A 24,719-nucleotide genomic window follows, 5' to 3' on the forward strand; every position below is an offset into this window, starting at 1 on the left:
TCTATATTTGCAGATTAAAAAGTGTTGGAAGGTGCAAAATTCTCGTTCTGTAACCATCTTTGGATGACGACTTGAAGTGCATTTAACGTGGTGGGCTTTTCGAGTCTGTCATCCATGAGTTTCGAAATTAGCTCCAACTCTCTAGCTCCAGACTCACCAGATAAGGCAATGATTGGAACGGAGGATGTGATTTGCTTAATCCGTTGGCTTGCGTCAAATCCATTCATTACCGGCATTTGGACATCCATAAGAACGAGATCAATCTTGTGAGAGTGGAATAGTTCTACCGCAGAGGCTCCATTATTTGCTTGTAAGCTGTTGACTCCCAGCCTTTTTAAATACATCTGTACCAAGGTGCGTTGCACCTCTTTGTCATCAACAATGAGCACTGTTGGTGCATCTTTAGATACTTGTACGTGTTGAGCTGAATGATTTTCAAAATGTGATGCAGTTGCTTTCCAGCTATCAAAGTCCGGTGCTCTTAATGTCTCTGGTTTTGGTGCGTTTGGTACGACTGGGAAATACAAGTAGAATTCTGTGAACTCGTTCAATTCAGACTGGCACTCTATTCGTCCTCCGAAGGAGCGCATAACACGTTGGCAATAGCCCAAACCTAAGCCACTGCCTCCGCTTTTTTGATACGAGAAAAAGTCATCAAATATCTTGTGTAAGATACTGCTATCTATACCTGGCCCACTATCTCGGAAGATCAGAATGTTTTCGTAAGCCCCCGTCTGGGTACGAATCTCAATTTGACTGTCGGGATAAGAATCAAAATAGTAGATAGCGTTACGAATCAAATTGAAAATGACAAAGTTAAACAGGGTCTCATTTAACTTCGCGACAAAATCGTGTGCCTGTGGCAGGTTAATTCTCTCTATTATTTGATCGTTTTCAAAACCATAACGGCTTACTGCTTGGTCGATGGCTTTATGTATGGAAGTGAGAGCTAAAGGCTCATGCTCTGGTGAACTGTCGCTAACTTCTCGTAAAATAATATCGATAAGTTGTCTACCGCGTTGTATAGCGGCTTCACCTTTATCAATTTCTCTTTTTAGCGTATCCAGTGAGGCGTTTGACTCTATATGCTGTTTTAAAGCTTCAAATTGTAATTGTACTTGAGCGAGAGGGTTACGCATTTCATGTGCAATGGAGTTAGCCAGCGCACGGCTTTGGCGTACCTTTCTATCGGCTTCAATGGTGCTCTGGATGCGAACTAATAACGTTTGCAGAGCTGAGATTTCTTCATTAGAAAACAGCTTATTATCTATTTTATGTGAAGAAATTAGTAAGTGAGTAACAGACTTTCCACGACCGAAGAGAGGCATAACGAGCGCAGTATTGCTTGAGCGCATACGCTCGTAGAGCTTTCTCATAGACCCTTTAGAAGAGGAGGCATAATCAATTTCTTCAGACAACTCATCAAGCACGAGAACTGACTTGCTTGACGGCAGGTACTCTTCGTAAAACGTTTCTGTGTAATTGCTAGTGACTAGCTGTAGCTTGTTGTTTGGTATGTTAAGTAACGATGCCAACTGATGCATAGCATCATCTATTGAGCGTTTAAACTCTTCCTCTAACCCAAGGATTTGCTGAACGGGAGTGTGTCGTTTCCCATAAATAAAATACGAAGCGAAACGACTGACTCGCTTAAAAAGCAAGTGCCAAGTGATACCGATAAGCGCACATAAAGGTACCGCAACAAGCCATTGGTTATCTTCAGAGATAGGAATAAATATCGCCCCTAGCGGCAGAACAAAAATGGCGCAGACTAAGAGCGCGCTTACCGTTAAGTACGTGAGATATTTAGCGCTGTAGAAGCGAGAGGTAAGTAGGGCATAGCCGACAAACAACATTTCGCTGATTGAAAGTGCTGGTGGTAACCAAGTTAGGGAGAAGTCGCCAAGGAAATACGTCATTCCAAGGTGTATCACTGCCGTAGATAACATGAATACCAAAATGCCAGCGATCATATAGTTGCTTTTTGCTAGCGTGAGCTTGCTGCTGTTAGCGCGCATGGCAATCAAGTTAAGCAGCGTTAGTACCACGAAAGCTAGCAAACTAATGAAAAAATATGAGGTATGTGGGCCAAATTCAATGACGAACTGGCTTGGACCACTAATGGTGACATTTTCGACAGTAAGATTCGGCACTAAGTTGATGTACAGTGAATACGTTGCTAGTGCGACAAAGACGACTTTTTGCCAGACTTTGACCGCTGTTTTTTTAACATCTGCGGTTAACTGGCAAGAAAAATAGAATGCAAACGCAAAGGCGAAAAAAGACGCTAAGTTCGCTAACTTAGCCATAAAAATGCCACCAACAGAGCCTAATTCTGGCAATAAATCGGTATGGAAATAGGCGTTGCTGCTTATCCAAACAATGATACAGCTGGAATAAGCGATGTAAGGCGCGTGATGCGAGCCTAAGATTGATTCACTCTTCTGTTTTAGGCGATAGCAGTAATACAGTAGCCAAGCGAATACTATTAGTACAGTCGCGTACAATGCCATTGCTTTTGGGTAAAAGAGACCGTGCAAATGAACATCAAGCATGCTCATTCACCTTTTTATCCATTCTTTTTGTTCGTACGCAATGTTTGTAGTCGCGAAATTGTATGTCTTGAAATGCTTCAACCATCATACCTAAATTCCAGAAACCGCGGTATGTCTTGGTACCGTCACCGTTAATGTCGCGGTATCCTGAGTGAAAGTAGGCACTTAAATCAATAGATTGATAGAAATTTAACATAAATACTTGCTCAATAATGGTAAAGCCGAGCTTATAGCCTGCTTTATAGAGCTCGCTCATCATAGTTTTTTGCGCCAGATACAAAAAATACAGCTTTTGTTGAATGTTGCCTCCCACCGTAAGACGCAGTACTTCGCAAACCGCTTCACTGTTCTTTACACGAGATTGAAACTGAGCATCAAACTCAATAAGAGTGTGCTCATGAGTTAGAGCACGACACTCCAAAATACCCAGTTGATTGAGAACACTGTACCCATGATTAGGAAAGCAAAACTGCCATTGTTCGTTACTAAACTGTGGTGAGTAACTGAGCCAGTTATTTCGTTGATGCCAGCTTTGCACTAAAGCGGAGGAGACCATGATTGGTGAAGATGACGATTTGAGCAAGAGGGCAAAGTGCTGCCCTTTTTGCGAGAGTGATAAAAGAGGCAAGATTTCAAACCATTGTTCAGTTTGGACGAAAAGCTCAAGATTACTCAGTGTGATCGCTTCGGAAATCGGCATTAACGCTGCATGATTTGGCAGCATTACCTCAAGATCGCAATCTGCGATATCTTCAATTAACACGCTAGTATAGCTGTGGTCGTCAAACGGAAGCGGAGTAGGAATCGCAGCTTCGTTTGAAGGATATTTTTGCTTGATTGCTTCGATCTCGCATTGACACCAGAAAACCATCCAATGCGGGTAACAATCTGCGGCAAGTTGTTCAAGTAAACGAATCTCTTTGGAGAAACCTGTCGGATACTGTTGCACTAAATCTCGATAATCCATTAACTCAAATAGTGCAGAAAGACTTTTTGATGCGTGTTTAGGAAAGAGAGATTTAAGCAGTTTTATTCGATACAGAGCAACCTGTTGAAAAAGAGCATCTCGTTTTTGTTTCGTTAGGGTAAGAATAACTGAGTCAACCAGGGCCTGCTGCTTTGATTCGATCGGCAAATTTATTTTGGTGAGATATTCCAAAGATTGCTCAAGACTCATGATATAACCTAGCTCTAACGTTTTGTTATATTTTGTAATGGTTTATATCATTTTGAAAAATTTATGCCATCGGTTTCTATTTGTATAGTTACGTAATGCAAGAAAAGACAAAAAAACCGCTCATTATGAGCGGTTTTTGGTCTATTCAAGAAAGGGTTAGGCTTCTTGCTTTTTTAGCTCAGCTTCTGCCGTTTCTTCTTCAATTAGCGCATCAACGATAACTGCACATGCAGCATCACCTGTGATGTTCAGTGCTGTACGAATCATATCGAAAATACGGTCAAGAGCGAATAGCAGCGGTAGACCTTCAATTGGAATGCCAGCGGCAAGAAGCACGGCAACCACTAGGAAAGAAGGGCCAGGAACACCCGCTTGACCAACCGCACCCAATGTAGACGTTACGATAATTGCAATGTAAGCGCCCATGCCTAGATCGATATTGAACAGTTGAGCAAAGAAGATAGCAACCAAGCCATAGTAAATCGCATTACCTGACATGTTGATCGTTGCGCCTAGAGGCAGAACAAATGATGCAGTTGAATTTTTTACGCCCAGCTCTTTTTCACAGGTGTCCATTGTAACAGGCAGTGTTGCCATAGAAGACGCTGTTGAAAGCGCAACTGCTTGCGGTTTCTTCATTGAAGACAGGAATTTCTTCGCAGATGTCTTCGTGAAAACATGCACCATTGCTGGGTAAACAACGAAACCGAAGATTAGGATGGCGGCAACGTAAACAACGAACAGTTTAAACACCACCATTAGCGCACCAAAACCGAACGTACCGACGGCTTCTGCCATCAGACCAAATACACCGATAGGTGCAATGATCATTACTTTGTTGATCATCCAAACCATTGCGTCAACGATGCAGTTAACACCATTGATGATTGGTTCACGACGCTCTTTTGCTTGCTTAGAAATCGCAATACCAAAGAACATACAGAAAACGAGGATCTGTAGGATGTTTGCTTCATTTAGTGATTGGAAAACGTTGGTTGGGATCATACCAGTGATGGTTGCCCAGAAAGTAGGTAGTTCACCTTTTGAAGCGTATTCTGCTGAGAACATGCCTTCAACGCCAGAGACGTCGATACCCATGCCTGGTTGGAATACTTCACCCATAAATAGTGCAAGCGCAACGGCTAGGGCGGATGTTAAACCAAAATAACCTAGAGTGACGATGCCAACTTTACCTGCTGACTGGCTGTTCCCAAGACCAGCGGCGCCAGAAATCAAGGCTACAGCGACCAAAGGAATAACCAACATTTTGATTAAGTTGATAAAGATAGCACCTAAAGGAGCGAACACTGTCGCATCATGACCCATCATGGCACCAACGGCTGTGCCCACGATCATGGCGATTACGACTTGTACGCCAATGTTGTTTAGCAAACTCTTTTCTTTTAACACTTCCATAACCTCTGTGCTAATAAAATGTAAAATCCTAAAATTACCCACTAACCATAAATGGATTTACGGATAATTATCTCGCCTTGCTTTTTACACTTATCGTTTACAATTGGCAATATGCAGCAAGGTATTATTGATGGATTAATCGATATTTTATTGACGAACGATAAAGTTTTGTTCAATGGCAAACGTTTGCTATTGATTTTTCTTATAAGGGTCGCGCTTAGGATTGTTCAAGTTTATTTTTCTTTATTTGTTTTCTTTTTGTTAATTTTAACCGCTTTTGTATTTGCTATTGCAGTCAGAGTTTTTAGTGACTTGGGTTGATATTTATAACAATTCATCTCTTTCAAGCTCACACTTTTATTAATTTGCCTTCTGAAATGTTAATTGCTTTACATTCTTGGCTCTAATTGCGTTGTAAACATAATGTTAAATTGTAATGACTGGTGAGACTCAAATGCTGACGATCCAGTGTTAGAGATAACTTGCTTAGTTAATGCTCCTGAGCTGATTAGACGAGAAAGACAAGTAAGAGGTGAAGAGACTATGATGAATCTTGCTGCTGCGTTACAAAGAAATGCTGCGAGTAAACCAGATAAAACGGCGTTGATATGTGGCACTGAAAAGATAAATTATGCGCAGTTTGATGCGATCGCCGGCAAGATCGCAGCGTCTTTAATCAATAAAGGCGTAAAGCCAGGTGACCGCGTTGCGATTTCATGCCCAAACATTCCTTTTTTCGCGTTTGTTTATTATGCAATACAAAAAGCTGGCGCGGTTGCAGTCCCATTAAATGTGCTTTTGAAAGCGCGAGAAATTAAGTATCACTTAGAAGATTCAAAAGCGAAGTTTTATTTCTGCTTTGAAGGGACGAAAGAACTGCCAATGGCAAAAGAGGGTGTCAAAGCCTTTGAACAAGTCGATACATGCGAAGGCATAGTCGTATTGACTCAATCTCAAGATGAAAGCTATTGGAATGGTGTAATAACTCTCAATGCGTTTATAGCCGATGTCCAACCGTTGCCGGATTATATACCGCGTAATGCGGATGATACATGTGTGATTTTGTATACATCAGGGACGACAGGCTTACCAAAAGGCGCTGAACTGACTCAGCAGAACATCATAATGAACGCTCTGGTGGCACAAAACATTATGGGCAGCCAGGCCGATGATATTCACTTAGTAACTTTGCCTTTATTTCATACATTTGGTCAAACCGTCCACTTAAATGCTAGTGTTTTGGGCGGGGCAACATTGGTGTTAGTGCCTAGGTTTGAGCCTAAACATGTTCTTGAGCTGGTGGAAAAACATAGGGTGACGATATTTGCTGGTGTGCCAACGATGTACATCGGTCTGCTTCATGTGCAGCATCAATTTGATACCTCGTCATTGCGTGTTGCAGTAAGCGGTGGTGCGCCATTACCAACCGAAATCTTTCGAACCTTTGAAGAAACATTTAATGTGCCGATCTTAGAAGGATACGGGTTGTCGGAGACAAGTCCTATTGCATGTTTTAATCATTTAGATCAGGAGCGAATACCAGGCTCGGTAGGTCAACCGGTTCAAGGCGTCGAAGTAAGAGTTATCGACATTGAAGGCAATGCACTACCGATAGGCGAAGAAGGTGAGATTGTTGTGCGTGGTCATAATGTTATGAAGGGATATCTTGACCGCCCAGAAGTTACTGAATCTGCGCTACAAAATGGTTGGTTCCATACTGGTGATGTGGGCCGCTTTGACAGTTCAGGTAATTTATTTATTGTCGATAGAATGAAAGATCTGATCATTCGAGGTGGATTTAATGTTTATCCCAGAGAAATTGAAGAAGTTTTCATGACTCATCCTGCAGTTTCAATGGTAGCGGTGATAGGGATTCCAAATGAAGAGTATGGCGAAGAGATAAAAGCCTACGTTGTACTTAAACCAAAAGAATACATTGACGCCGATTCATTACATAAGTGGGGTAAAGAGCAATTAGCCTCGTTTAAGTATCCTCGTTATGTCGAAATTCGTGAACACCTCCCGATGAGTGCGACAGGAAAGATTTTGAAACGTGAGTTGAAATCTGAATTGAATATAGCTTAGTCAATTCAATGGTTTTTGTGTCACAGCGCCACTTGCCTAAGCGCAAATGGTGTTGTGCTCTTGACCAATTAGATGCATAAGTTTTTTAGCTATCGTTAGACAATACTTACCGTTTGTTGAATGGATCTATTGCTCGAGTTCTTTAAAGTATTCTTCTAAGCGCTTCGGATTGGTAATGGTTACTGAGCCATAGTTTAGCTCTAGCATCCCGATACTTTCTAATCGTTTTAGTATCTTGTGTACACTCTGACGAGTTAGCCCCATCATGTTAGCGATATGTTCTCTTGTTACCCTGACAACGCATGGTCGAGTATCGATCGCTTGATTAAGTTGGTATTCAGCAAGCAGCAACAACCTTTTGGCGACTCGTTCTTCAATTCCTCTAATCGCGTCATCTTCGATAACAGAAATAGCAGACCATAAACGGCGGCTAAGTAAGTCGAGTATAGTGGGGTAACTTTGAGGGTATTTGGCGAGTAACTGGCGAAATTTATCTCCAGGAAGCTCCATTACAGTCACGTCCGAATGCGCGGTCGCACCAAAAATACGAGGCATACCTGGAGAAAAAACATTGTCTCCAAACCAGCCACCAGCTTCGAAAATCATCAGTGTGACTTCTTTGCCTTTTGAACTAATTGAGTTCACTCTCACTGCACCTTGAGCTATGACCATAAGAGAAGATTGAAGTGCACCTTTATTGCAAATCAGTGCTTTTTCGTCGAAGCAGCGAACCTTAGTCATTTGCGCTGCTTCACTGAGCCCTTTATCTGGCAGCCCTGATAGTACAGGACATTTGGCTAGCAGTGTTTTGACTTCTTCCATGTAGCAACCTTACTGCACATTGCTTTATTGAGTTAGTTAAGTGACCCAAGCTTAACACTCTTTGAGTGCTCTGCTTGAGATAGATTTGGAAAGTGCGGGCGTTGAACAAAAAATGACGTGGTATAAACGCGATAGTAAGAAAACGCCCACTAAACATAATGTTAAGCGGGCGTTGTTGTGTCATATCAAACTGAAATTATTTTTGAGTGGCAGCTTTCATTGCAGAAACGAATTCACCTAGCTTGTCGAGCATAATTTGTGGCTGCTCAACGTTCGCTTCAATGATTTTGACCACGGCTGAACCAGAAATTGCACCAGCCGCACCAGATTCTAGTGCTTGTTTCACCTGTGCAGGCTCAGAGATGCCAAAACCAAGTAGCGCTGGTGGTGCATCAAATTGGCTCAGTCTATCGAGCATATGACCTACAGGCATGTTTGCTTTGGTTTCTGCGCCAGTAACACCTGCACGAGAGAGTAGGTAAGTGTAGCCGCCACCTAACTCTGATACTTGCTTCAGTGTTTCATCACTTGCTGTTGGTGGTGCGATGAAGATTGGGTGAATATCAAACTTCTCTGCAGCCGCAACGAACTCAGTACTTTCATTAGTTGGTACGTCTGCAATCAAAACAGAATCGATGCCTGCTTTTGCACAACGCTCATAGAAGTTCTCGATACCACGAGAGTAAACAAGGTTCGCGTACATCAGAAGACCAATAGGCAACTCTGGGTACTTAGCTCGGATCTTACCGATTTGCTCGAAGCAGATATCTGGTGTTGCACCTGAATCTAACGCGCGAATGTTAGCGCCTTGGATGGTTGGGCCATCGGCTAGCGGATCTGAGAATGGAATACCAAGTTCAAGGGCATCTGCGCCAGACTCAACCAGTGTTTCCATGATTTTGTAAGACTGCTCTGCGTTTGGATCGCAAACCGTTACGAACGGTACAAATGCGCCTTGGTTCTTTTCGTTTAGGCGCGCAAACATCTTCTCATAACGGCTCATTAGATTGCTCCTTTTTCTTCTAAGATGGCGTGTACGGTGAAGATGTCTTTGTCACCACGACCTGATAGGTTAACGACCAATAATTGCTCTTTTTCTGGATTCTCACGAGCCATACGCAGTGCATGAGCCAGTGCGTGAGAAGATTCTAGAGCAGGGATGATACCTTCGTGACGCGCAATTTCTTGGAATGCTTCTAGTGCTTCATCATCCGTCACGTTGTCATATTCAGCACGGCCAATTGCGTTTAGATGTGCGTGCTGTGGACCAACTGAAGGGAAATCAAGACCAGCAGAGACAGAGTATGACTCTTCAACCTGACCGTTTGGATCTTGCATCAATGGCGCTTTCATACCAAAGAAGATGCCCGTTTTACCGTGTTTAAGTGGTGCACCGTGCTGGTCAGTATCGATACCTTTACCTGCTGGCTCAACACCAATTAGGCGAACGCTTTCTTCTTCGATGAAGTCAGCAAACATACCAATCGCGTTTGAACCACCGCCCACACATGCGATAACCGCATCAGGAAGACGGCCTTCACGTGCCAAAATCTGATTCTTCGTTTCTTCACCGATCATGCGTTGGAAGTCACGCACGATCGTTGGGAATGGGTGAGGACCTGCCGCTGTACCTAGTAGGTAGTGCGCATCTTCATAAGTTGCAGACCAGTCGCGTAGCGCTTCGTTACATGCATCTTTAAGTGTCGCTGAACCCGAGTGGACAGGAATAACTTCTGCGCCCATAAGCTTCATACGGAATACGTTCGGGCTTTGACGCTCAACGTCTTTTGCACCCATGTACACGCGACACTTAAGGCCAAGCAGTGCACATGCTAGTGCGGTTGCAACACCGTGTTGACCTGCGCCAGTTTCAGCGATAATTTCGTTTTTGCCCATGCGTTTCGCAAGTAGCGCTTGACCCAACACTTGGTTAGTCTTGTGGGCACCACCGTGAAGTAGGTCTTCACGTTTTAGGTACAGTTTGGTTTTCGTACCTTTGGTTAGGTTACGAGTTAGAGTTAAAGCCGTTGGGCGGCCCGCATACTCTTGAAGAAGCGTCATGAATTCGCTGCGGAATTCTGGATCTTCTTGCGCGTCGATAAACGCTTGCTCTAGTTGCTCCAGTGCTGGAACTAGAATTTGCGGAACGTACTGACCGCCGTATTCGCCAAAGTAGGCATTCAGTTTTGCCATCGTTATATTCCTTCTCGTATTTTTCGCTACGAATAGCTTTAAATTTTTTAGCTGATATCCAGCTTTAGTAGCTGCGAATAGCGGTGAATGCCGCGAGCAACTTCTGTGAATCTTTTTTGCCTGGTGCGCTTTCTACACCAGAGTTTAAATCTAATCCCGAGCAACCTAGTGTCGCTGCTTGTTGAGCATTTTCTGGCGACAGTCCGCCCGCTAGCATAATTTGACTTGGATCGCCGATCAGTGACCAGTCGAACACTTGGCCGGTACCGCCGGTTTGAGTGCCAACTTGCGCATCTAATAGATGGCGGTCAATGTTGTCTGCTAGCAGTTCTGGCTTGGCATCAGTCACGCCGTAAGCTTTCCAAATTTCTACTGCTGCTGGCAGTTCGGCTTTGAGTTGGTTTACGTAAGCTTGGTCTTCTTGACCGTGCAGTTGCACCGCTTTTAAACCCAAAGAGGTCACGACAGAAGCAACAAAATCGATATCGTGATTTTGGAAAACGCCTACATAATTCAGAGGAGCACCGCTCATGGTTAAGCGAGCACCTTCAAGGTCAACCGCACGCTTCGACTTCTCGACAAAAATCAGGCCACCAAATACCGCACCAGCTTGATACGCTTTCGCTGCGTCATCTGGATGAGTAAGACCACAGACTTTGTTTTCACCCAGCGTCACTTTACGTACTGCAAGTTCAAGGTTGTCTTCCGCCATCAGCGAACTACCAATCAAGAAGCCGTCTGCGAATTCTGCTAAATCACGAACTTGTTGATGGGTATAAATGCCAGATTCTGAGATTACTGTTGCGTTAGGAGCCAGTTCGCGAATAGTCGGTGCCAGTTCTTTTGTACGATTCAAATCAGTACTTAGGTCGCGAAGGTTACGGTTATTGATGCCGATAACGCGTGCGCCCAGCTTAACGGCACGATGAAGCTCTTCTTCGTTGCTGACTTCGGTCAAGATACCCATGTTCAGGCTGTGTGCTGCTTCCTCTAGCGCTTTGTACTCTTCGTCATTCAGGACAGAAAGCATCAGTAGCACGGCATCAGCACTGTAATGACGTGCTAGGTAAACTTGGTAGCTATCTACCATGAAGTCTTTGCACAGAACGGGTTGTTTGACTTGACCACGTACTTGAGGAAGAAAATCAAAGTTACCTTGGAAGTACTTCTCGTCTGTTAGGACTGAAATTGCATCTGCGTGGTTGTTGTAAACCGATGCAATGTAATCCAAGTCGAAGTGATCACGAATCAAACCTTTAGAAGGAGATGCCTTCTTACATTCGGTGATGAAGGCCGTCTTTTCGCCACTCAGAGCATCATAGAAGCTGCGGTCCGATGGCTGCAAATCAGACTGAAATGTGCTTAGCGGTTGAGACACCTTACGGTCTGCTACCCACTGATATTTGTCGCGGACAATTTTCGCCAGTACTTCTGCCATTTCTGCTTCTTTCTTAGAAACGTGTTCAGACAGGTTGTCAGCTTGCTGAGTGTTGAAGTCAGTCATCTTCTTCAATTCCTTAAGCGTGTGCGGCAAGTTGTTGTACCAATTGGTACGCCTTGCCTGAATTCATTGCCTCAATCGCTTGTTGCGTGTTGGCTTTTAAATCTTCGTGGCCGAATAGACGCATTAGCAGAGCAACGTTTACTGCCACTGCACCCAACTGTGCGTCTGTCCCTTTACCCGTCAGAATATTGGTAATGATCGCTTTGTTTTCTTCAGGATCGCCACCTTTGATTGCTTCTAGTGGGTGCGTTTCTAGACCGAAGTCTGCAGGCGTTAATTTGTATTCTGTGATCTTACCGTCTTTGATTTCGGCAACGGTTGTTTCACCGTGAATTGCTACTTCGTCCAAACCACTGCCGTGTACTACAGCGGCGCGCTTCATACCCATTTGTAGCATGGTTTCTGCGATAGGACGAACCAGTTCTTCACTGTAAACGCCCATCAATTCGATGTTAGGACGAGCAGGGTTAATCAGTGGGCCAAGAATGTTAAAGATGGTGCGTGTTTTCATGGTTTGACGCACTGGCATCGCATGGCGCACACCACCGTGGTATTGAGGTGCAAATAGGAAAGCAACACCGATATCGTCTACCGCTTTGCGCGTATCTTCTGCGCTCATAGCTAGGTTGATACCAAATGAATCAAGAAGGTCAGAAGAACCCGATTTGCTTGAAACGCTGCGGTTACCGTGTTTCGCTACTTTTAGACCACATGCTGCAGCAACAAACGCCGCAGTGGTTGAAATGTTGATGGTGTTGTGACCGTCGCCGCCAGTACCTACGATATCCGCGAAATCATAATCTGGACGAGGGAATGGGTTTGCGTTTGCCAGCAGTGCTTTTGCAGCGCCTGCAATTTCGTCTGGCGTTTCGCCTTTGATTTTTAGTGCAGTCAGCGCTGACGCCATCAAAATTGGATCTAGTTCACCACGGATAATAATGTCGAATAGCTGTTGGCTCTCTTCCTGAGTAAGCGATTCTTGCTCGTACAGTTTGGTAATAATAGGGTTGATGATTGCTTCCATATTTCCTCTCCTAAATTTCTTATGTGCCAAGTGCTTTTTAAGCAGTGAGTGGGGTCGCTGAAGTCTGTTCTTCAAGTGCCCATTCAATGGCATTGGCCAACAGTGTTGCTCCGTAGGTCGTCATAATAGATTCCGGGTGGAACTGGAACCCGCAAACTTTATCTTCTTCATGTACAACAGACATTACCAAGTCATCCACTTCTGCTGTGATGGTTAGGCTCTCAGGAACCTTGGTCGCAACCAGCGAATGGTAACGTGCAATTGCAAGTGGTGATGGTAGGTTCTGGTAAATCGCATGGTTTTGGTGCTCCATCATAGAGACCTTACCGTGAATGATTTCGCCCGCGCCAGCAACGGTGCCACCGTAAGCTTCAACAATCGCTTGGTGACCAAGACAAATACCGATCATCGGCACTTTGCCTTTCATGCGTTGGATAAGCTCAGGCATTGAGCCTGCCTCTGACGGTGCACCAGGACCTGGCGATAGTAGAGCCACCGGGTTATCAAGCTCGTTTACCGCTTGTTCAATGGTTTCTGCTGGGATGTTGTTTCGGTAAATCTTGACTGAGTGACCTAGCGAGCGGAATTGATCCACAAGGTTGTAGGTGAACGAGTCAAAGTTGTCGATAAAAATGATATTAGCCATCTCTGAACCCTATTCCTTATTGTGACTTATGCGCTGCTTGGATAGCAGAGATTACCGCTTGTGCTTTGCCGCGCGTTTCGTCTGCTTCCGCTTGTGGATCAGAGTCGAACACCACGCCTGCACCAGCTTGAACTTGAGCAATACCGTTCTCAACGTACGCTGAGCGAATTACGATACATGTGTCGAGGGTGCCTTCACCAGTTAGGTAGCCCACAGCACCGCCGTAGCTACCGCGTCGTGCGCCTTCTACGTCGCGAATCAACTGCATTGCACGAATCTTTGGTGCACCAGTGAGCGTGCCCATGTTCATACATGCTTGGTATGCGTGCAGCGCGTCTAGGTCTTCACGCAGTTGACCAACCACACGAGACACCAAGTGCATTACGTGGCTGTAGCGGTCGACTTTTAGAAGGTCTGCTACATGGCGAGTACCAGCTTGAGCAATACGAGCGACGTCGTTACGTGCCAAGTCAACCAACATCATGTGTTCTGCGTTTTCTTTCATGTCGGTGCGCAGTTCAAGTTCGATGCGGCTGTCTAGGTCGAAATCGATCTCTCCATTCGGGCGTTTACCACGGCGACGTGTGCCTGCAATTGGGTAGATTTCAATTTGGTTGGTATCGGTTTCATACTTAAGCGCGCTTTCTGGTGATGCGCCAAACAGAGTGAACAGCTCATCTTGCATGTAGAACATGTAAGGGCTTGGGTTACTTTGTTTCAGTTCTTTGTAAGCCGCTAGTGGAGAAGGACAAGGTAGAGTGAATCTACGAGACGGTACAACTTGGAATACATCGCCTTTCACTACGAACTCTTTTAAGTCGCGAACGGTTTGGCAGAAGTCTGCATCAGACACGCTAGGTTCTACCGTTACATCTGTTATTTGCTCTGCACTCGGCAACAGTTTTGGCGCTGCACACTGGGCGCTAATTTCTGCAATACGAGTCTCTAACGCTGTTTTCTCTGAACCATCAACAAACAACGTCGCTTGAAGCTGGCAAGATTCCGTTTGATGGTCGACAACAAGTAGTGTTTCCGCGACGTAGAAAACGTAATCTGGACACTGATTTGTTGCTTCGGCATTACCAAGCGGCTCAAAGTTTGCGACTAAGTCGTAGGCAAACAGACCACCAAGGAAAATTGCGTGTTTGTCTTGCTGTGAAATATCAAAACTATGCTGAACCAAACGCAGCGCATCGAAAGAAGAGGCTTCACGTAGGCGAGAGTCTTCATCTAACGTGTCGCATGGCTGGTTAAACTGCAAAGTTAGCGTTTCGCCATCGAACTTGCTCTCAACGTCACCACGGATGTTCTGGTTTAGGTGAGACAGTAGGTTTTTACCGTTATTGGTCAAGGCGTGCATGCTAACGGTATGGCCGAAGCAAACAATGCGAACCGCTGAATCTACGATCAGCAGGGATTTTAAATTTTGCTTTGAATCGATCTCAGCAGATTCCAGCAATAGGCTGTCAGTTTTGTTCTCACATAGTGTGTGGAACAAGCGAGTCGGGTCTTGAGTATAAGGGACGGAAGCCGTTAACACTTCAAGCTGTCCAAGTTTCTTAATTTCAATGGCCTTGTTCACAAGACCTCCTTGTAGCTGTTTAAATCTTCCTGCCGTACATAGTCGCATAAAGCAAACGTTCTCCCAATCTAGAGTTGGCTATATTCGATTAATGTTTAGGCAGTTGAATGTGAAATGAGCAACAAAACAAAAAAGCCCGCTTAAGTAGCGGGCTTTACAACGTTTGGTTCTATAAACTAGAAGTATACGTTTGCCCACCAAGAACTAGTCCAAGTGCGCCACCAAGCAAGATCTGATGAGTTTGCCTTATTAAGACAAACCGCAACTTTCGCTTTTTGGTTTTGGTTAAATTCTTGTAACATGGTGAACCTTAAATTACGTACTTTGTATTTGTGTACTAGTTAACTAGTGCGAGAGTAAAAAGTCAACCCCAAAACGGCATTAAAACGATAAAAATATGAGAATTGATTTACATAGTCACACCACTGCATCGGACGGTCGGTTAGAACCTAAAGATTTAGTGGAAAGGGCGCTGAGTTTTGATATCGAGGTTTTGGCGATCACTGATCACGATACGGTTGACGGTTTGGCGTTAGCTAAGCAATACGTTCAAGATAATAATTTGCCGATAAAAATCATCAATGGCATTGAGATATCGACCGTCTGGCAAAACAAAGACATTCATATTGTCGGCCTGAATATCGATCCGGAAAATGAACAATTATCTGCCCTCATAGAACAGCAGAAGCAGCATCGCATAACACGATCTGAGTTAATTGCAGAGCGACTACAAAAAGCAACTCGAGTAGGTGTGCTTGAAGAGGTAAGGCAAATCGCCGGTGATGCTCCAGTGACAAGAGCGCATTTCGCGAAATGGTTGGTAGATAATGGTTACGCAAAAACCATGCAAATGGTGTTTAAAAAATACCTAACGCGTAATAATCCAGGTTATGTACCACCGAATTGGTGTTCGATGAAGGATGCGGTTGATGCTATCCATGCGGCTGGTGGAATGGCGGTATTAGCGCATCCTGGTAGATATAAGTTGACAGCGAAGTGGATTAAGCGTCTTCTAGCAGCGTTTGTCGAAGCGGGTGGTGATGCGATGGAAGTTGCACAGCCACAGCAAGCGCAACAAGAAAGGCGCAACTTGGCTGATTATGCTATACAATACAAACTATTAGCCTCTCAAGGCAGTGATTTTCACTACCCATCACCGTGGATGGAGCTAGGAAGGAACCTATGGTTGCCTGCTGGCGTCGAACCAGTTTGGAAAGATTGGGGAATAGATCCTTCGTTGAATAATACTCAGTAGTACGAAGTCGAGAACCCATAAAAATATAGAGCCGAGAGGCTCGATAATGAGGAATTACAATGAGCCAGTTTTTTTACGTTCACCCAGAAAACCCACAGGCTCGCTTGATTAATCAAGCAGTAGCAATCATTCGTAACGGCGGCGTTGTGGTTTACCCTACTGATTCAGGGTACGCACTTGGCTGTCAGTTGGAGAACAAACAGGCACTGGAACGAATCTGTCAGATTCGTCGTCTGGATGATAAGCATAACTTTACTTTACTGTGTCGTGATTTGTCGGAGCTTTCTCTCTATGCGCGAGTGGATAACTCTGCATTCCGACTGCTGAAAAATAACACACCAGGTCCTTACACCTTCATCTTCAAAGGCACAAAAGAGGTGCCGCGTCGTTTGATGAATGCAAAACGTAAGACCATCGGTATCCGTGTTCCAGACAATCAAATTGCCTTGGACTTGTTGGAAGCATTAGGTGAGCCGATGATGTCTACGTCGTTGATTCTACCTGGCAGTGACGTAACAGAATCTGATCCAGAGGATATTCGCGATAAACTAGAACATGCGGTTGATGTGATTCTTAATGGCGGTTACCTAGGTGAACAACCTACGACTGTAATTGACTTTAGCGAAGGTGAACCTGTTGTGGTTCGTTTGGGATCTGGTGACCCTGCACCATTCGAATAGTAGACGCACACCACCGTCAAACAAAATAGGAGGCATCGCGCCTCCTATTTTTGTTATCATATCGAATATCTCATTGAACTTAACTGATTGAGGTTAAGCGAAATCGAAAATGTCGATACCATTTTGTTCTGCATAGTTGATGTATGCAGAGCTCACACCGTTTAGTGTCACTTCAACATTGTATTCATCACTTGAGAATACTGCCCAGCCACATTCATTGTAAGATAAAGTCAGATCATCCGCTGAATCCAAGAACGTATCTCGAATGCCATCGTTATCAGTGTCTCGGCCCATATCAAAGACAAGTTTGTCATGGAAAATATTAAAATCGACAATGTCGGCTTTAACATCAATATCGTTGGAAGACACTGGCTGATCAGGTACACCAATAGCCAGGCGGTTTGTAAGCACGAAGGTGTCGTCTCCACAGCCACCGCTCAGTACTGATTCACCATCACCAACAACGAGCGTGTCGTTACCCCAGCCACCACTCAAGTAGTTGTTGCCTGAATAATCAAAAATTGTGTCGTCGCCGCAGCCACCAAAGAGTTTGTCGTTTCCTAATCCGCCGGATAGGAAATCGTTTCCAAAGCCGCCAGAAACAAAGTCGTTACCTCGGCCACCAAGCAAGGTATCATCTCCCCAGCCACCGAAGACAATATCATTACCTCCGTATCCTACAAACTTATCATCACCACAGAAGCCGAAGAAAATATCGGTTGTTTCAGAGCCTTTTGTGCCTGTCATATCGTCATCTTGAGATGTCCCAAAAATCCAATTTAGGTCGAGATTTAGCATAGACATTGTTCTATTCCTTTTTGTCTGATTTATGCCAATCGCCGAGAGTGCAGAGCGAACCTAGAGAGTCAGAGTACACGATAGCATTAGTGTTATTTTTGATGTGAACTAATGACTTAAAGACAATTTTTGTCTTGTTACCCACGACCTTGCTTTGCTATGAGCGCTCATTGTCTGCGGTGATTGGTATTACTTAGCAGCAAACAGGGACGGCTTATTTTTCGTTGCTTTCTAGCAATACGAACAGTAAACACACCCCAAGTGGTTATTGTTGTAACCCTGACAATTTTATCAGGTACCGCGTGGTTAAAGTGGTTCAGGAAGACCGATATTAGTGGGATTCTCGTTGAGCAATGCCTGCTTTAAGTAGTAAAAAAGTTGCAGAATAGGACAAATATTTCGGTCATTTTTGAAGTGAATTTTGGTGTGGAGAATGGCGCCGATTTAGCTTACATTAACTAAGAAAGTTACGTATAATGTCCGACCGAAAAATCCCACTGAAATGGGTAAATAGCAAAATACAGACCAATCCTGGTCTAGACGTCTGTGAAGACGACACATAGGTAGATAAATGAGCGAAAAGTTACAAAAAGTATTAGCACGTGCTGGTCACGGTTCTCGTCGTGAGATTGAATCGTTAATTAAATCTGGTCGCGTTAGCGTGAACGGTGTAGTCGCTAAGCTTGGTGAAAGACTTGAAGACGAGAGCAGCGTAGTTCGTATCGATGGTCACATTGTCTCTGCAAAGATTCAAGAAGAAGTGATTTGTCGTGTACTTGCGTACTACAAACCTGAGGGTGAACTGTGTACTCGTCACGATCCAGAAGGTCGTCGTACTGTTTTTGATCGTCTGCCAAAAATTCGTGGCTCTCGTTGGATTTCAGTTGGTCGTCTGGATGCGAACACTTCTGGTCTTCTACTTTTCACAACGGATGGTGAACTGGCGAACCGCTTAATGCACCCAAGCCGCCAAGTTGAACGTGAATACCTAGTACGTGTGTTCGGTGAAGTAACTGAACAGAAAGTTCGTAATCTAGTAAAAGGTGTTGAACTGGAAGACGGTTTAGCTCGCTTTGAAGATGTTGTTTACGCGGGTGGTGAAGGCATGAACCACACGTTTTACGTTGTTATCAACGAAGGTCGTAACCGCGAAGTTCGTCGACTATGGGAATCGCAAGAGTGTACCGTTAGCCGTCTGAAACGTGTTCGTTACGGCGACATCTTCTTAGACAAGAAACTGCCTCGTGGCGGTTGGATGGAGCTTGACCTGAAAGAAGTAAACTACTTGCGTGAGCTTGTAGAGCTTCGTCCAGAGAAAGAAACCATGCTTGATCTGAACAAAGACAACACGTCACGCAAACGTGAGCGTGCACGCAGCCAAAAAATTCGTCGCGCAGTTAAGCGCCATGAAGAGCGTGTTAACACACCAAAAGGTCGCAGCAACAACCCTTCTCGTCGTAAGCCGAAGAAGACTGCTGGTGACCAAGGCGCACGCAACAAGCATCGTTAATCGATAGCAAAACATCAGAAAGGCTTGCCAATTCGGCAAGCCTTTTTCTTATCTGTTACATAACAAAAGGATCTAAAGCCGATATAGAGCAGGGTGTTTTGGATAAACAAATATCTCAGCTAAACAAAAACAGCAGATAAAAAAATACCAGCACTAGGCTGGTATCTTTGTTCATGATGAAGAAACGTTAATCGCGTTTCCAAAGCATATGGCAGAACTTATGTTCAGGGTCTCGGCTGATTAGCATACGAGCAAATACGTCATCAAGAACGTCATTTTCCTCATTTACTAGGCCGATACGAACCTCTGCATATACTTCTTTATCGATCTCGAAGCCAACATGTTCAACCCAGTCATCACCGGTTTCAACAAGTTCTGCGGCACCACGATCTTCAAATTGCGCAGTAAACAGAATCACGTCAGCAGGCTCTAGGTTATCTGGAGCCATCTCAAGGAAAATGTCGTACGCTGCGTCGATGACGTCGTCGTAAGAAATCAAATCAGACATGCTTATGCTCGGCTCATGTATTTACGTTCAGCTGTGTTAATGATAACACGGTCACCAGTTGCAATGTACTCAGGAACCTGGATGACAAGACCTGAAGCGAAGCGTGCTGGCTTAGTGCGAGCAGATGCAGAAGCACCTTTGATTGAAGGGTCAGTTTCTTCAATCACTAGTTCAACAGAAGATGGTAGTTCAATACCCACTGCAGCACCGTTAACAAGGATAATGTGGATACCTTGTGTATCTTCGTTGATGAACAGCATGTCGTCTTCAACTTCATTGTGCTTGAATGTGTATTGTGAGTAGTCTTCGTTATCCATGAAGATGTGCTCATCGCCGTCAGCGTATGAGTACACAACTGCACGTTTGTTCATTTCTACCGTTTCAACAACGTCATCAGACTTGTAACGCTCATCTACACGTGCGCCCGTGTTTAGATCTGTACAACGCATTTTGTAGATTTTAGCGCCGCCACGACCGCCTGGAGTCGTTACTTCGATGTCTTTAACTAGAAGAGTTTTACCATTAGACTCGATTGCGAAGCCTTTTTTGATTTCACTTGCCTTTGGCATTGTATATTCCTATTCATACTTATTAAGCAAAACTCGGTGATTATAGCGCTAAGTTAGCCGCCTAGCATTAAAATTCATTGCAGAAATTTGTTGTTACTCCCATGACTAAACACCTGAATGGACTTGATTCAGTGAGTCGGCTAAGAGAACATATAGTCCAACTTCTTGAACCATCTGAGAACACGTTTTAAGTCATGTCTCTGCCTGTTATCGATCCTAAACAACCATTTCAACCAGAGTTTGCGCCTTTAATTAGGGAAGTCATCGCTTGTCTCAAAGGTGGACTGGGGCAAAACTTACACAGCGTTTATGTATACGGTAGTGTTGCTCGTAAAACAGCGATCGTTGGGAGGTCGAACTTAGACCTGGTTGTCGTTACTCAATCATCCTTTGAGCACAATCGCGCGACTTTGCTCAACACAATTAAGTGGCGTGCGCAGCAGAGTTACCCTCACGTGAATGGTGTATCGGTCCGTACAGCCTTAGTGAGCGAAGTAGCTAATTTAGACAGTATTTTCACTTGGGGTTTTATGCTTAAGCATTGCTGTGTCTGTGTTTATGGTGATGATCTAGCAGACTGTTTTGGTGATTACGTCCCAAGTTGGGAAATTGCTAAGCACTGGAATATGGATGTGGAAGATTGGATTACGGTGTATCGCAAAAAAATCGTACAAGCGAAGACGATAGAAGAGCAGGTGGCCGCCCAGCGCGTGATTGCTAAAAAGTTACTAAGAGCGTCATACTCTTTGGTGATGTATCGAGATAAACGTTGGTTTGATGACCCCGTAGAGTGTGGCAAGGTATTCTTAACTTATCATCCTGAAAAGCAGCTTGAGATCGAGCGGCTAGAAATGTTACTTTCTGGCCGGGGGATTCCCAAGCGTTCTGTTATCGGGCTAATTGATGCGTTTGGTGATTGGTTAGTCAAACAGTACCAGAAAACAGAGTTTCGTATCGGCTAAAACAACCCCATTTGTGGCGCTGAAAGCCTGTCAAAGTCCGTCCCAATGAAAGGGAGAATCGCATCTGCAACGGGTTTGAGTTGTTTATCAATGTAATGTTGATAATCAATCGGACTATTGAGGTACTCATAAGGTTCAGGACCGTTCACGGTAATAATGTATTCAATTCGTCCTTTGTTTTGATACTGTAATGGGCGGCCAAGCTTGGCATTTATCTCATCGGCTAAACGAGCTGCACGCACTTGTGGCGGGACGTTCTTCTGATACTCATGCAGTTTTCTGCGCAGTCGCTTTTGATACACTAACTGTTCATCAAATTCACCGTTGTTAGTTTTCTCAACCATCTCTCGGACATAGTCGCTTGGATCTTCACCATGGAAAATCATGCTATAGAGTGTATTTTGAAATTTCTGTGCTAACGAGGTCCAGTCAGTACGGGCACTTTCTAACCCTTTAAATACAATCCGTTCTTGCTCTCCTTCACCGATTAAACCCGCATAGCGCTTTTTCGATCCAGTTTCTGCGCCACGAATCGTTGGCATAAGGAATCTGCGATAATGGGTTTCATACTCGATTTCCAACATAGATGTTAGGTTGTACTCAGAACGCAGGTGTTCTTGCCACCAAGAGTTGATGTAATCAACTAATTGATTTCCAACAGTGTCAGCTTCTACTTGACTGTATGGTCGATTCAAAGACACGAATGTGGAATCCGTATCGCCGTAAATCACTTGATATCCTTGCTCCTCAATCAGCACCTTAGTTTGCTTCATGATTTCATGTCCGCGCATGGTAATACTAGAAGCTAACCGAGTATCAAAGAAACGACATCCCGATGAGCCCAGTACGCCATAAAATGAGTTCATGATGATTTTGATTGCCTGAGAAAAAGCTTTTTCATTGTTCTTCTTTGCAACATCACGTGCTGCCCAAAGCTTTTCAATCATTTCTGGTAAAAAGTGTTTCGTACGATGGAACTGCCCACCGCGAAAGCCAGGTACAGCCTGATTTTCTTCTTTTCCAATATCGAGCAATAACCCCTCAACTAAACCCATAGGATCAATCAAGAAAGAGCGAATAATCGATGGATATAGACTCTTAAAATCCAATACTAAAACAGAATCATATAGGTTAGGGATGGAGTCCATCACGTAACCGCCGGGGCTCGCAATCCAATTTTCAGGGTGTAGGTTTGGGGCAACGTAGCCTGCTCGGTGTATCTGAGGCATGTATAGGTTTGTGAATGCTGCAACCGAACCGCCGACACGATCCAGTTCGACACCAGTGAGACGAGAGCGCTCTATTGCAAAGTCAAGCAGGTGAGTGTGATTGAAAATCTTGTTCACCAACACGCAGTCTTGTAAGTTATATTTAGCCAGCGATGGTTTGTCGGAGCGGTACATACGATTGATTTCATCCATACGGTCATGAACGTTGTGGATTTCTTTCCCTTCCCCCAAGAGTTCTTGAGATACAGACTCTAATGACCAAGACCGAAAGTGATAAGTCGCCGTTTTTAACGTATCGATACCGTCCATTACAACTCGCCCGGGAATGGAAATAAACCCTTGTTGGCTTTGAGATGAACTTCTGAAAAAGCTGGCTTGGTCTGCTCTGCCAAGCATTAGCTTCATGTTGTGCCATTCTGCTCGTTTGTGTAGCAGGCGAAAGTCAAAATCAATGACGTTCCAACCGACAATGACATCGGGGTCGAATTGTTTAAACCAATCGATGAGTGCTTCTAGAAGCGCCTTTTCATCCTGGACCCATTGTATCGGTGTATCCGAAGGTTCTGGTTCTCCGATCATGATAACGCGGGAATCCATGACGCTGTCTAATCCGATGGAGTAAAGAATGCCTTTCTCAGAGCATTCTAGATCTAACGAGACAACGTTTAACTTCGGCTCATATTGCCCCGTACGGCATTTTGCGTTCTGGACGCGTTGGTAGCCATTGGTGCGAGTCACATTGCCTGTAAACTCGATACTGCCTTTGATAAAACGCTCCATTAGGTAGCGATCGGCGAGGCGAATATCACTTTCATACGTAGTGATATCTTTTTGAGCGAATGTGTCTTTGAGTGCGAGAGCGTCTCTGGTTACATTGGTATAGCAGGCAGCAAGAGGCGTATGTTCAAACGTTTTGAGATCCAAAAGGCGGATGTCGACGAATATGTTTTTTTCTCGTGCGAGTGTCTTTGCTTGTTCTGAGTGTTTCTGAGCGATGAAAAATACTGGCTTCTCACCATTAATAAGTAACTGAGTAGGACCTGCTTCTGTCGAAAGCCACAGCTCGATTTGAGTTTGACCTTTGATGTCTCGTGCCTGTCGAGTTAGCAGGAAGCCTTGTTGAATATTCAAATGTGAGAAACCTTAGAAAACTTGAAGAACGTTAGTTTAACACTAAGAACTGTAAAAATAACCAGTAAAGAAAGCGTCTCAAATTTTTGCTGGAATTAGTGATTAAAAGTTAGTCTTTGGTGCAAGAGGGACAGTGTCATTTTAAGTTATAGCGTGTTTCTCTGGGCAATATGAAACCTAGTTACTTGATTTATTGTACTTAATGTTGTTAATTGTCTTTTCTTAGATTTCGGTTCTGCTCATCACGCTCTAAAATAATAGAGTGGTTTATGAATAAGTTCTTGCTAAAGTTTGCGTTTCAGCACATATTCATAGAAAGCAATTTTTTGTCGATTACGTTAGTATATAGGCAGTCATACTGATATCCACATTTAACAAATAATGGTTATGTGGGTGCAGAACCAATACAAAGTGTGGAGATACAAGTTTGATAAATGTTTTCCTTGTAGATGATCACGAGCTGGTTCGCACAGGGATACGACGTATTATTGAAGACGTCCGTGGAATGAACGTAGCAGGAGAAGCTGACAGCGGTGAAGATGCAGTAAAATGGTGTCGCAGTAATCATGCTGACGTCGTTTTAATGGACATGAACATGCCAGGAATTGGTGGCTTGGAAGCCACTAAAAAAATTCTTCGCGTGAATCCTGATGTGAAAATCATCGTACTTACCGTTCATACAGAAAACCCGTTTCCAACCAAGGTGATGCAGGCAGGTGCGTCTGGTTATTTAACCAAAGGTGCTGGCCCTGACGAAATGGTGAATGCGATTCGTGTAGTTAATAGTGGTCAGCGTTACATCTCACCAGAGATTGCGCAGCAGATGGCATTGAGTCAATTTTCTCCAGCCTCTGAGAACCCTTTTAAAGACTTATCCGAACGTGAATTGCAGATCATGCTTATGATCACCAAAGGCCAAAAGGTAACGGATATTTCTGAGCAACTTAATTTAAGTCCAAAGACAGTCAACAGCTATCGCTACCGACTCTTTAGTAAATTGGACATTAATGGTGACGTTGAGTTAACTCACTTAGCGATTCGCCACGGAATGCTGGACACCGAGACCCTTTAGC

Annotated in this window: 21 protein-coding genes and 1 other annotated feature; of the genes, 6 read left to right on the forward strand and 15 right to left on the reverse strand. The window is 44.2% G+C overall.

The genetic code is table 11. The annotated features are described in order from the left end of the window. Nucleotides 1-14: 14 nt before the first annotated feature. The 3 genes from R8N46_RS11275 to R8N46_RS11285 form a co-directional block, all read right to left on the reverse strand. Nucleotides 15-2,555, reverse strand: a complete 2,541-nt coding sequence (locus R8N46_RS11275; RefSeq protein ID WP_104975462.1) for a hybrid sensor histidine kinase/response regulator — start codon at nt 2,553-2,555, stop codon at nt 15-17. Continuing rightward, a complete protein-coding gene (locus R8N46_RS11280; RefSeq protein ID WP_054730548.1) occupies nt 2,548-3,732 on the reverse strand; it encodes an acyl-homoserine-lactone synthase in 1,185 nt (394 codons plus the stop codon). The genes R8N46_RS11275 and R8N46_RS11280 overlap by 8 nt, the downstream gene beginning before the upstream one ends. 156 nt (nt 3,733-3,888) lie before the next feature. Then, entirely contained in the window at nt 3,889-5,148 is a 1,260-nt protein-coding gene (locus R8N46_RS11285; protein ID WP_005376774.1) for a dicarboxylate/amino acid:cation symporter, read from the reverse strand. Nucleotides 5,149-5,691: 543 nt separating this feature from the next. Here R8N46_RS11285 and R8N46_RS11290 point away from each other — a divergent pair. Then, nucleotides 5,692-7,233: a long-chain-fatty-acid--CoA ligase gene (locus tag R8N46_RS11290; protein WP_054577681.1), complete on the forward strand. Its 1,542-nt coding sequence runs from the start codon at nt 5,692-5,694 to the stop codon at nt 7,231-7,233. Nucleotides 7,234-7,359: 126 nt separating this feature from the next. On the opposite strand, the gene R8N46_RS11295 is transcribed toward R8N46_RS11290, so the two are convergent. From R8N46_RS11295 to R8N46_RS11330, 8 genes are all read right to left on the reverse strand, one after another. Next, nucleotides 7,360-8,055, reverse strand: coding sequence for a Crp/Fnr family transcriptional regulator (locus R8N46_RS11295; protein WP_005376777.1), 696 nt, complete (start codon nt 8,053-8,055; stop codon nt 7,360-7,362). 196 nt (nt 8,056-8,251) lie between these two features. Continuing rightward, the gene (trpA, locus tag R8N46_RS11300; RefSeq protein ID WP_213972434.1) at nt 8,252-9,058 is read right to left on the reverse strand and encodes a tryptophan synthase subunit alpha; all 807 of its coding nucleotides are present in this window, start codon (nt 9,056-9,058) and stop codon (nt 8,252-8,254) included. Next, nucleotides 9,058-10,248, reverse strand: a complete 1,191-nt coding sequence (gene trpB / locus R8N46_RS11305; RefSeq protein ID WP_005445041.1) for a tryptophan synthase subunit beta — start codon at nt 10,246-10,248, stop codon at nt 9,058-9,060. Before trpB ends, trpA begins: the two co-directional genes overlap by 1 nt. A gap of 64 nt (nt 10,249-10,312) precedes the next feature. Continuing rightward, a complete protein-coding gene (trpCF, locus tag R8N46_RS11310) occupies nt 10,313-11,752 on the reverse strand; it encodes a bifunctional indole-3-glycerol-phosphate synthase TrpC/phosphoribosylanthranilate isomerase TrpF (protein WP_213972435.1) in 1,440 nt (479 codons plus the stop codon). A 13-nt stretch (nt 11,753-11,765) separates the two neighbouring features. After that, on the reverse strand, nt 11,766-12,776 hold the full coding sequence (gene trpD / locus R8N46_RS11315) for an anthranilate phosphoribosyltransferase (RefSeq protein WP_213962758.1): 1,011 nt from the start codon (nt 12,774-12,776) through the stop codon (nt 11,766-11,768). 37 nt (nt 12,777-12,813) lie between these two features. Continuing rightward, a complete protein-coding gene (locus tag R8N46_RS11320) occupies nt 12,814-13,422 on the reverse strand; it encodes an aminodeoxychorismate/anthranilate synthase component II (RefSeq protein WP_213972436.1) in 609 nt (202 codons plus the stop codon). A 16-nt stretch (nt 13,423-13,438) separates the two neighbouring features. Then, the gene (locus R8N46_RS11325; RefSeq protein ID WP_033905669.1) at nt 13,439-15,004 is read right to left on the reverse strand and encodes an anthranilate synthase component 1; all 1,566 of its coding nucleotides are present in this window, start codon (nt 15,002-15,004) and stop codon (nt 13,439-13,441) included. A gap of 126 nt (nt 15,005-15,130) precedes the next feature. Continuing rightward, nucleotides 15,131-15,234, reverse strand: a sequence feature (Trp leader region). Beyond that, the gene (locus R8N46_RS11330; RefSeq protein WP_005376787.1) at nt 15,181-15,306 is read right to left on the reverse strand and encodes a trp operon leader peptide; all 126 of its coding nucleotides are present in this window, start codon (nt 15,304-15,306) and stop codon (nt 15,181-15,183) included. It overlaps the preceding feature by 54 nt. A gap of 95 nt (nt 15,307-15,401) precedes the next feature. On the opposite strand from R8N46_RS11330, the gene rnm reads away from it, so the two are divergent. Both rnm and R8N46_RS11340 read left to right on the forward strand, forming a co-directional pair. Continuing rightward, nucleotides 15,402-16,259 (forward strand): RNase RNM, encoded by an 858-nt coding sequence (gene rnm / locus R8N46_RS11335; RefSeq protein WP_005386777.1) that lies wholly within the window; start codon nt 15,402-15,404, stop codon nt 16,257-16,259. Between the two features lie 59 nt (nt 16,260-16,318). Next, complete coding sequence (locus R8N46_RS11340; RefSeq protein ID WP_005376791.1) at nt 16,319-16,939, forward strand: L-threonylcarbamoyladenylate synthase; 621 nt, start codon at nt 16,319-16,321, stop codon at nt 16,937-16,939. Nucleotides 16,940-17,032: 93 nt separating this feature from the next. Here the strand turns inward: R8N46_RS11340 and R8N46_RS11345 are convergent, their stop codons facing one another. After that, nucleotides 17,033-17,743, reverse strand: coding sequence for a calcium-binding protein (locus tag R8N46_RS11345; RefSeq protein ID WP_005376796.1), 711 nt, complete (start codon nt 17,741-17,743; stop codon nt 17,033-17,035). A gap of 565 nt (nt 17,744-18,308) precedes the next feature. Between R8N46_RS11345 and rluB the strand changes: the two genes are divergently transcribed. Next, nucleotides 18,309-19,247 (forward strand): 23S rRNA pseudouridine(2605) synthase RluB, encoded by a 939-nt coding sequence (rluB, locus tag R8N46_RS11350; RefSeq protein WP_005376798.1) that lies wholly within the window; start codon nt 18,309-18,311, stop codon nt 19,245-19,247. A 187-nt stretch (nt 19,248-19,434) separates the two neighbouring features. On the opposite strand, the gene R8N46_RS11355 is transcribed toward rluB, so the two are convergent. After that, nucleotides 19,435-19,755, reverse strand: coding sequence for an HI1450 family dsDNA-mimic protein (locus tag R8N46_RS11355; RefSeq protein WP_005376800.1), 321 nt, complete (start codon nt 19,753-19,755; stop codon nt 19,435-19,437). A gap of 2 nt (nt 19,756-19,757) precedes the next feature. Then, entirely contained in the window at nt 19,758-20,324 is a 567-nt protein-coding gene (gene yeiP / locus R8N46_RS11360; RefSeq protein WP_005376801.1) for an elongation factor P-like protein YeiP, read from the reverse strand. A 194-nt stretch (nt 20,325-20,518) separates the two neighbouring features. Between yeiP and R8N46_RS11365 the strand changes: the two genes are divergently transcribed. Further along, nucleotides 20,519-21,286, forward strand: a complete 768-nt coding sequence (locus tag R8N46_RS11365; protein WP_318098453.1) for a nucleotidyltransferase domain-containing protein — start codon at nt 20,519-20,521, stop codon at nt 21,284-21,286. Here R8N46_RS11365 and R8N46_RS11370 read toward each other — a convergent pair. Further along, nucleotides 21,283-23,646 (reverse strand): DNA polymerase II, encoded by a 2,364-nt coding sequence (locus R8N46_RS11370; protein ID WP_115386159.1) that lies wholly within the window; start codon nt 23,644-23,646, stop codon nt 21,283-21,285. The genes R8N46_RS11365 and R8N46_RS11370 overlap by 4 nt on opposite strands. 427 nt (nt 23,647-24,073) lie before the next feature. Here R8N46_RS11370 and uvrY point away from each other — a divergent pair, with 427 nt between their 5' ends. Next, nucleotides 24,074-24,718 (forward strand): UvrY/SirA/GacA family response regulator transcription factor, encoded by a 645-nt coding sequence (gene uvrY / locus R8N46_RS11375; RefSeq protein WP_005386783.1) that lies wholly within the window; start codon nt 24,074-24,076, stop codon nt 24,716-24,718. The last annotated feature ends 1 nt before the right edge of the window (nt 24,719 follow it).

This window comes from Vibrio sp. 1874 (genome assembly GCF_033344395.1).
Classification (GTDB): Bacteria; Pseudomonadota; Gammaproteobacteria; order Enterobacterales; family Vibrionaceae; genus Vibrio; species Vibrio alginolyticus.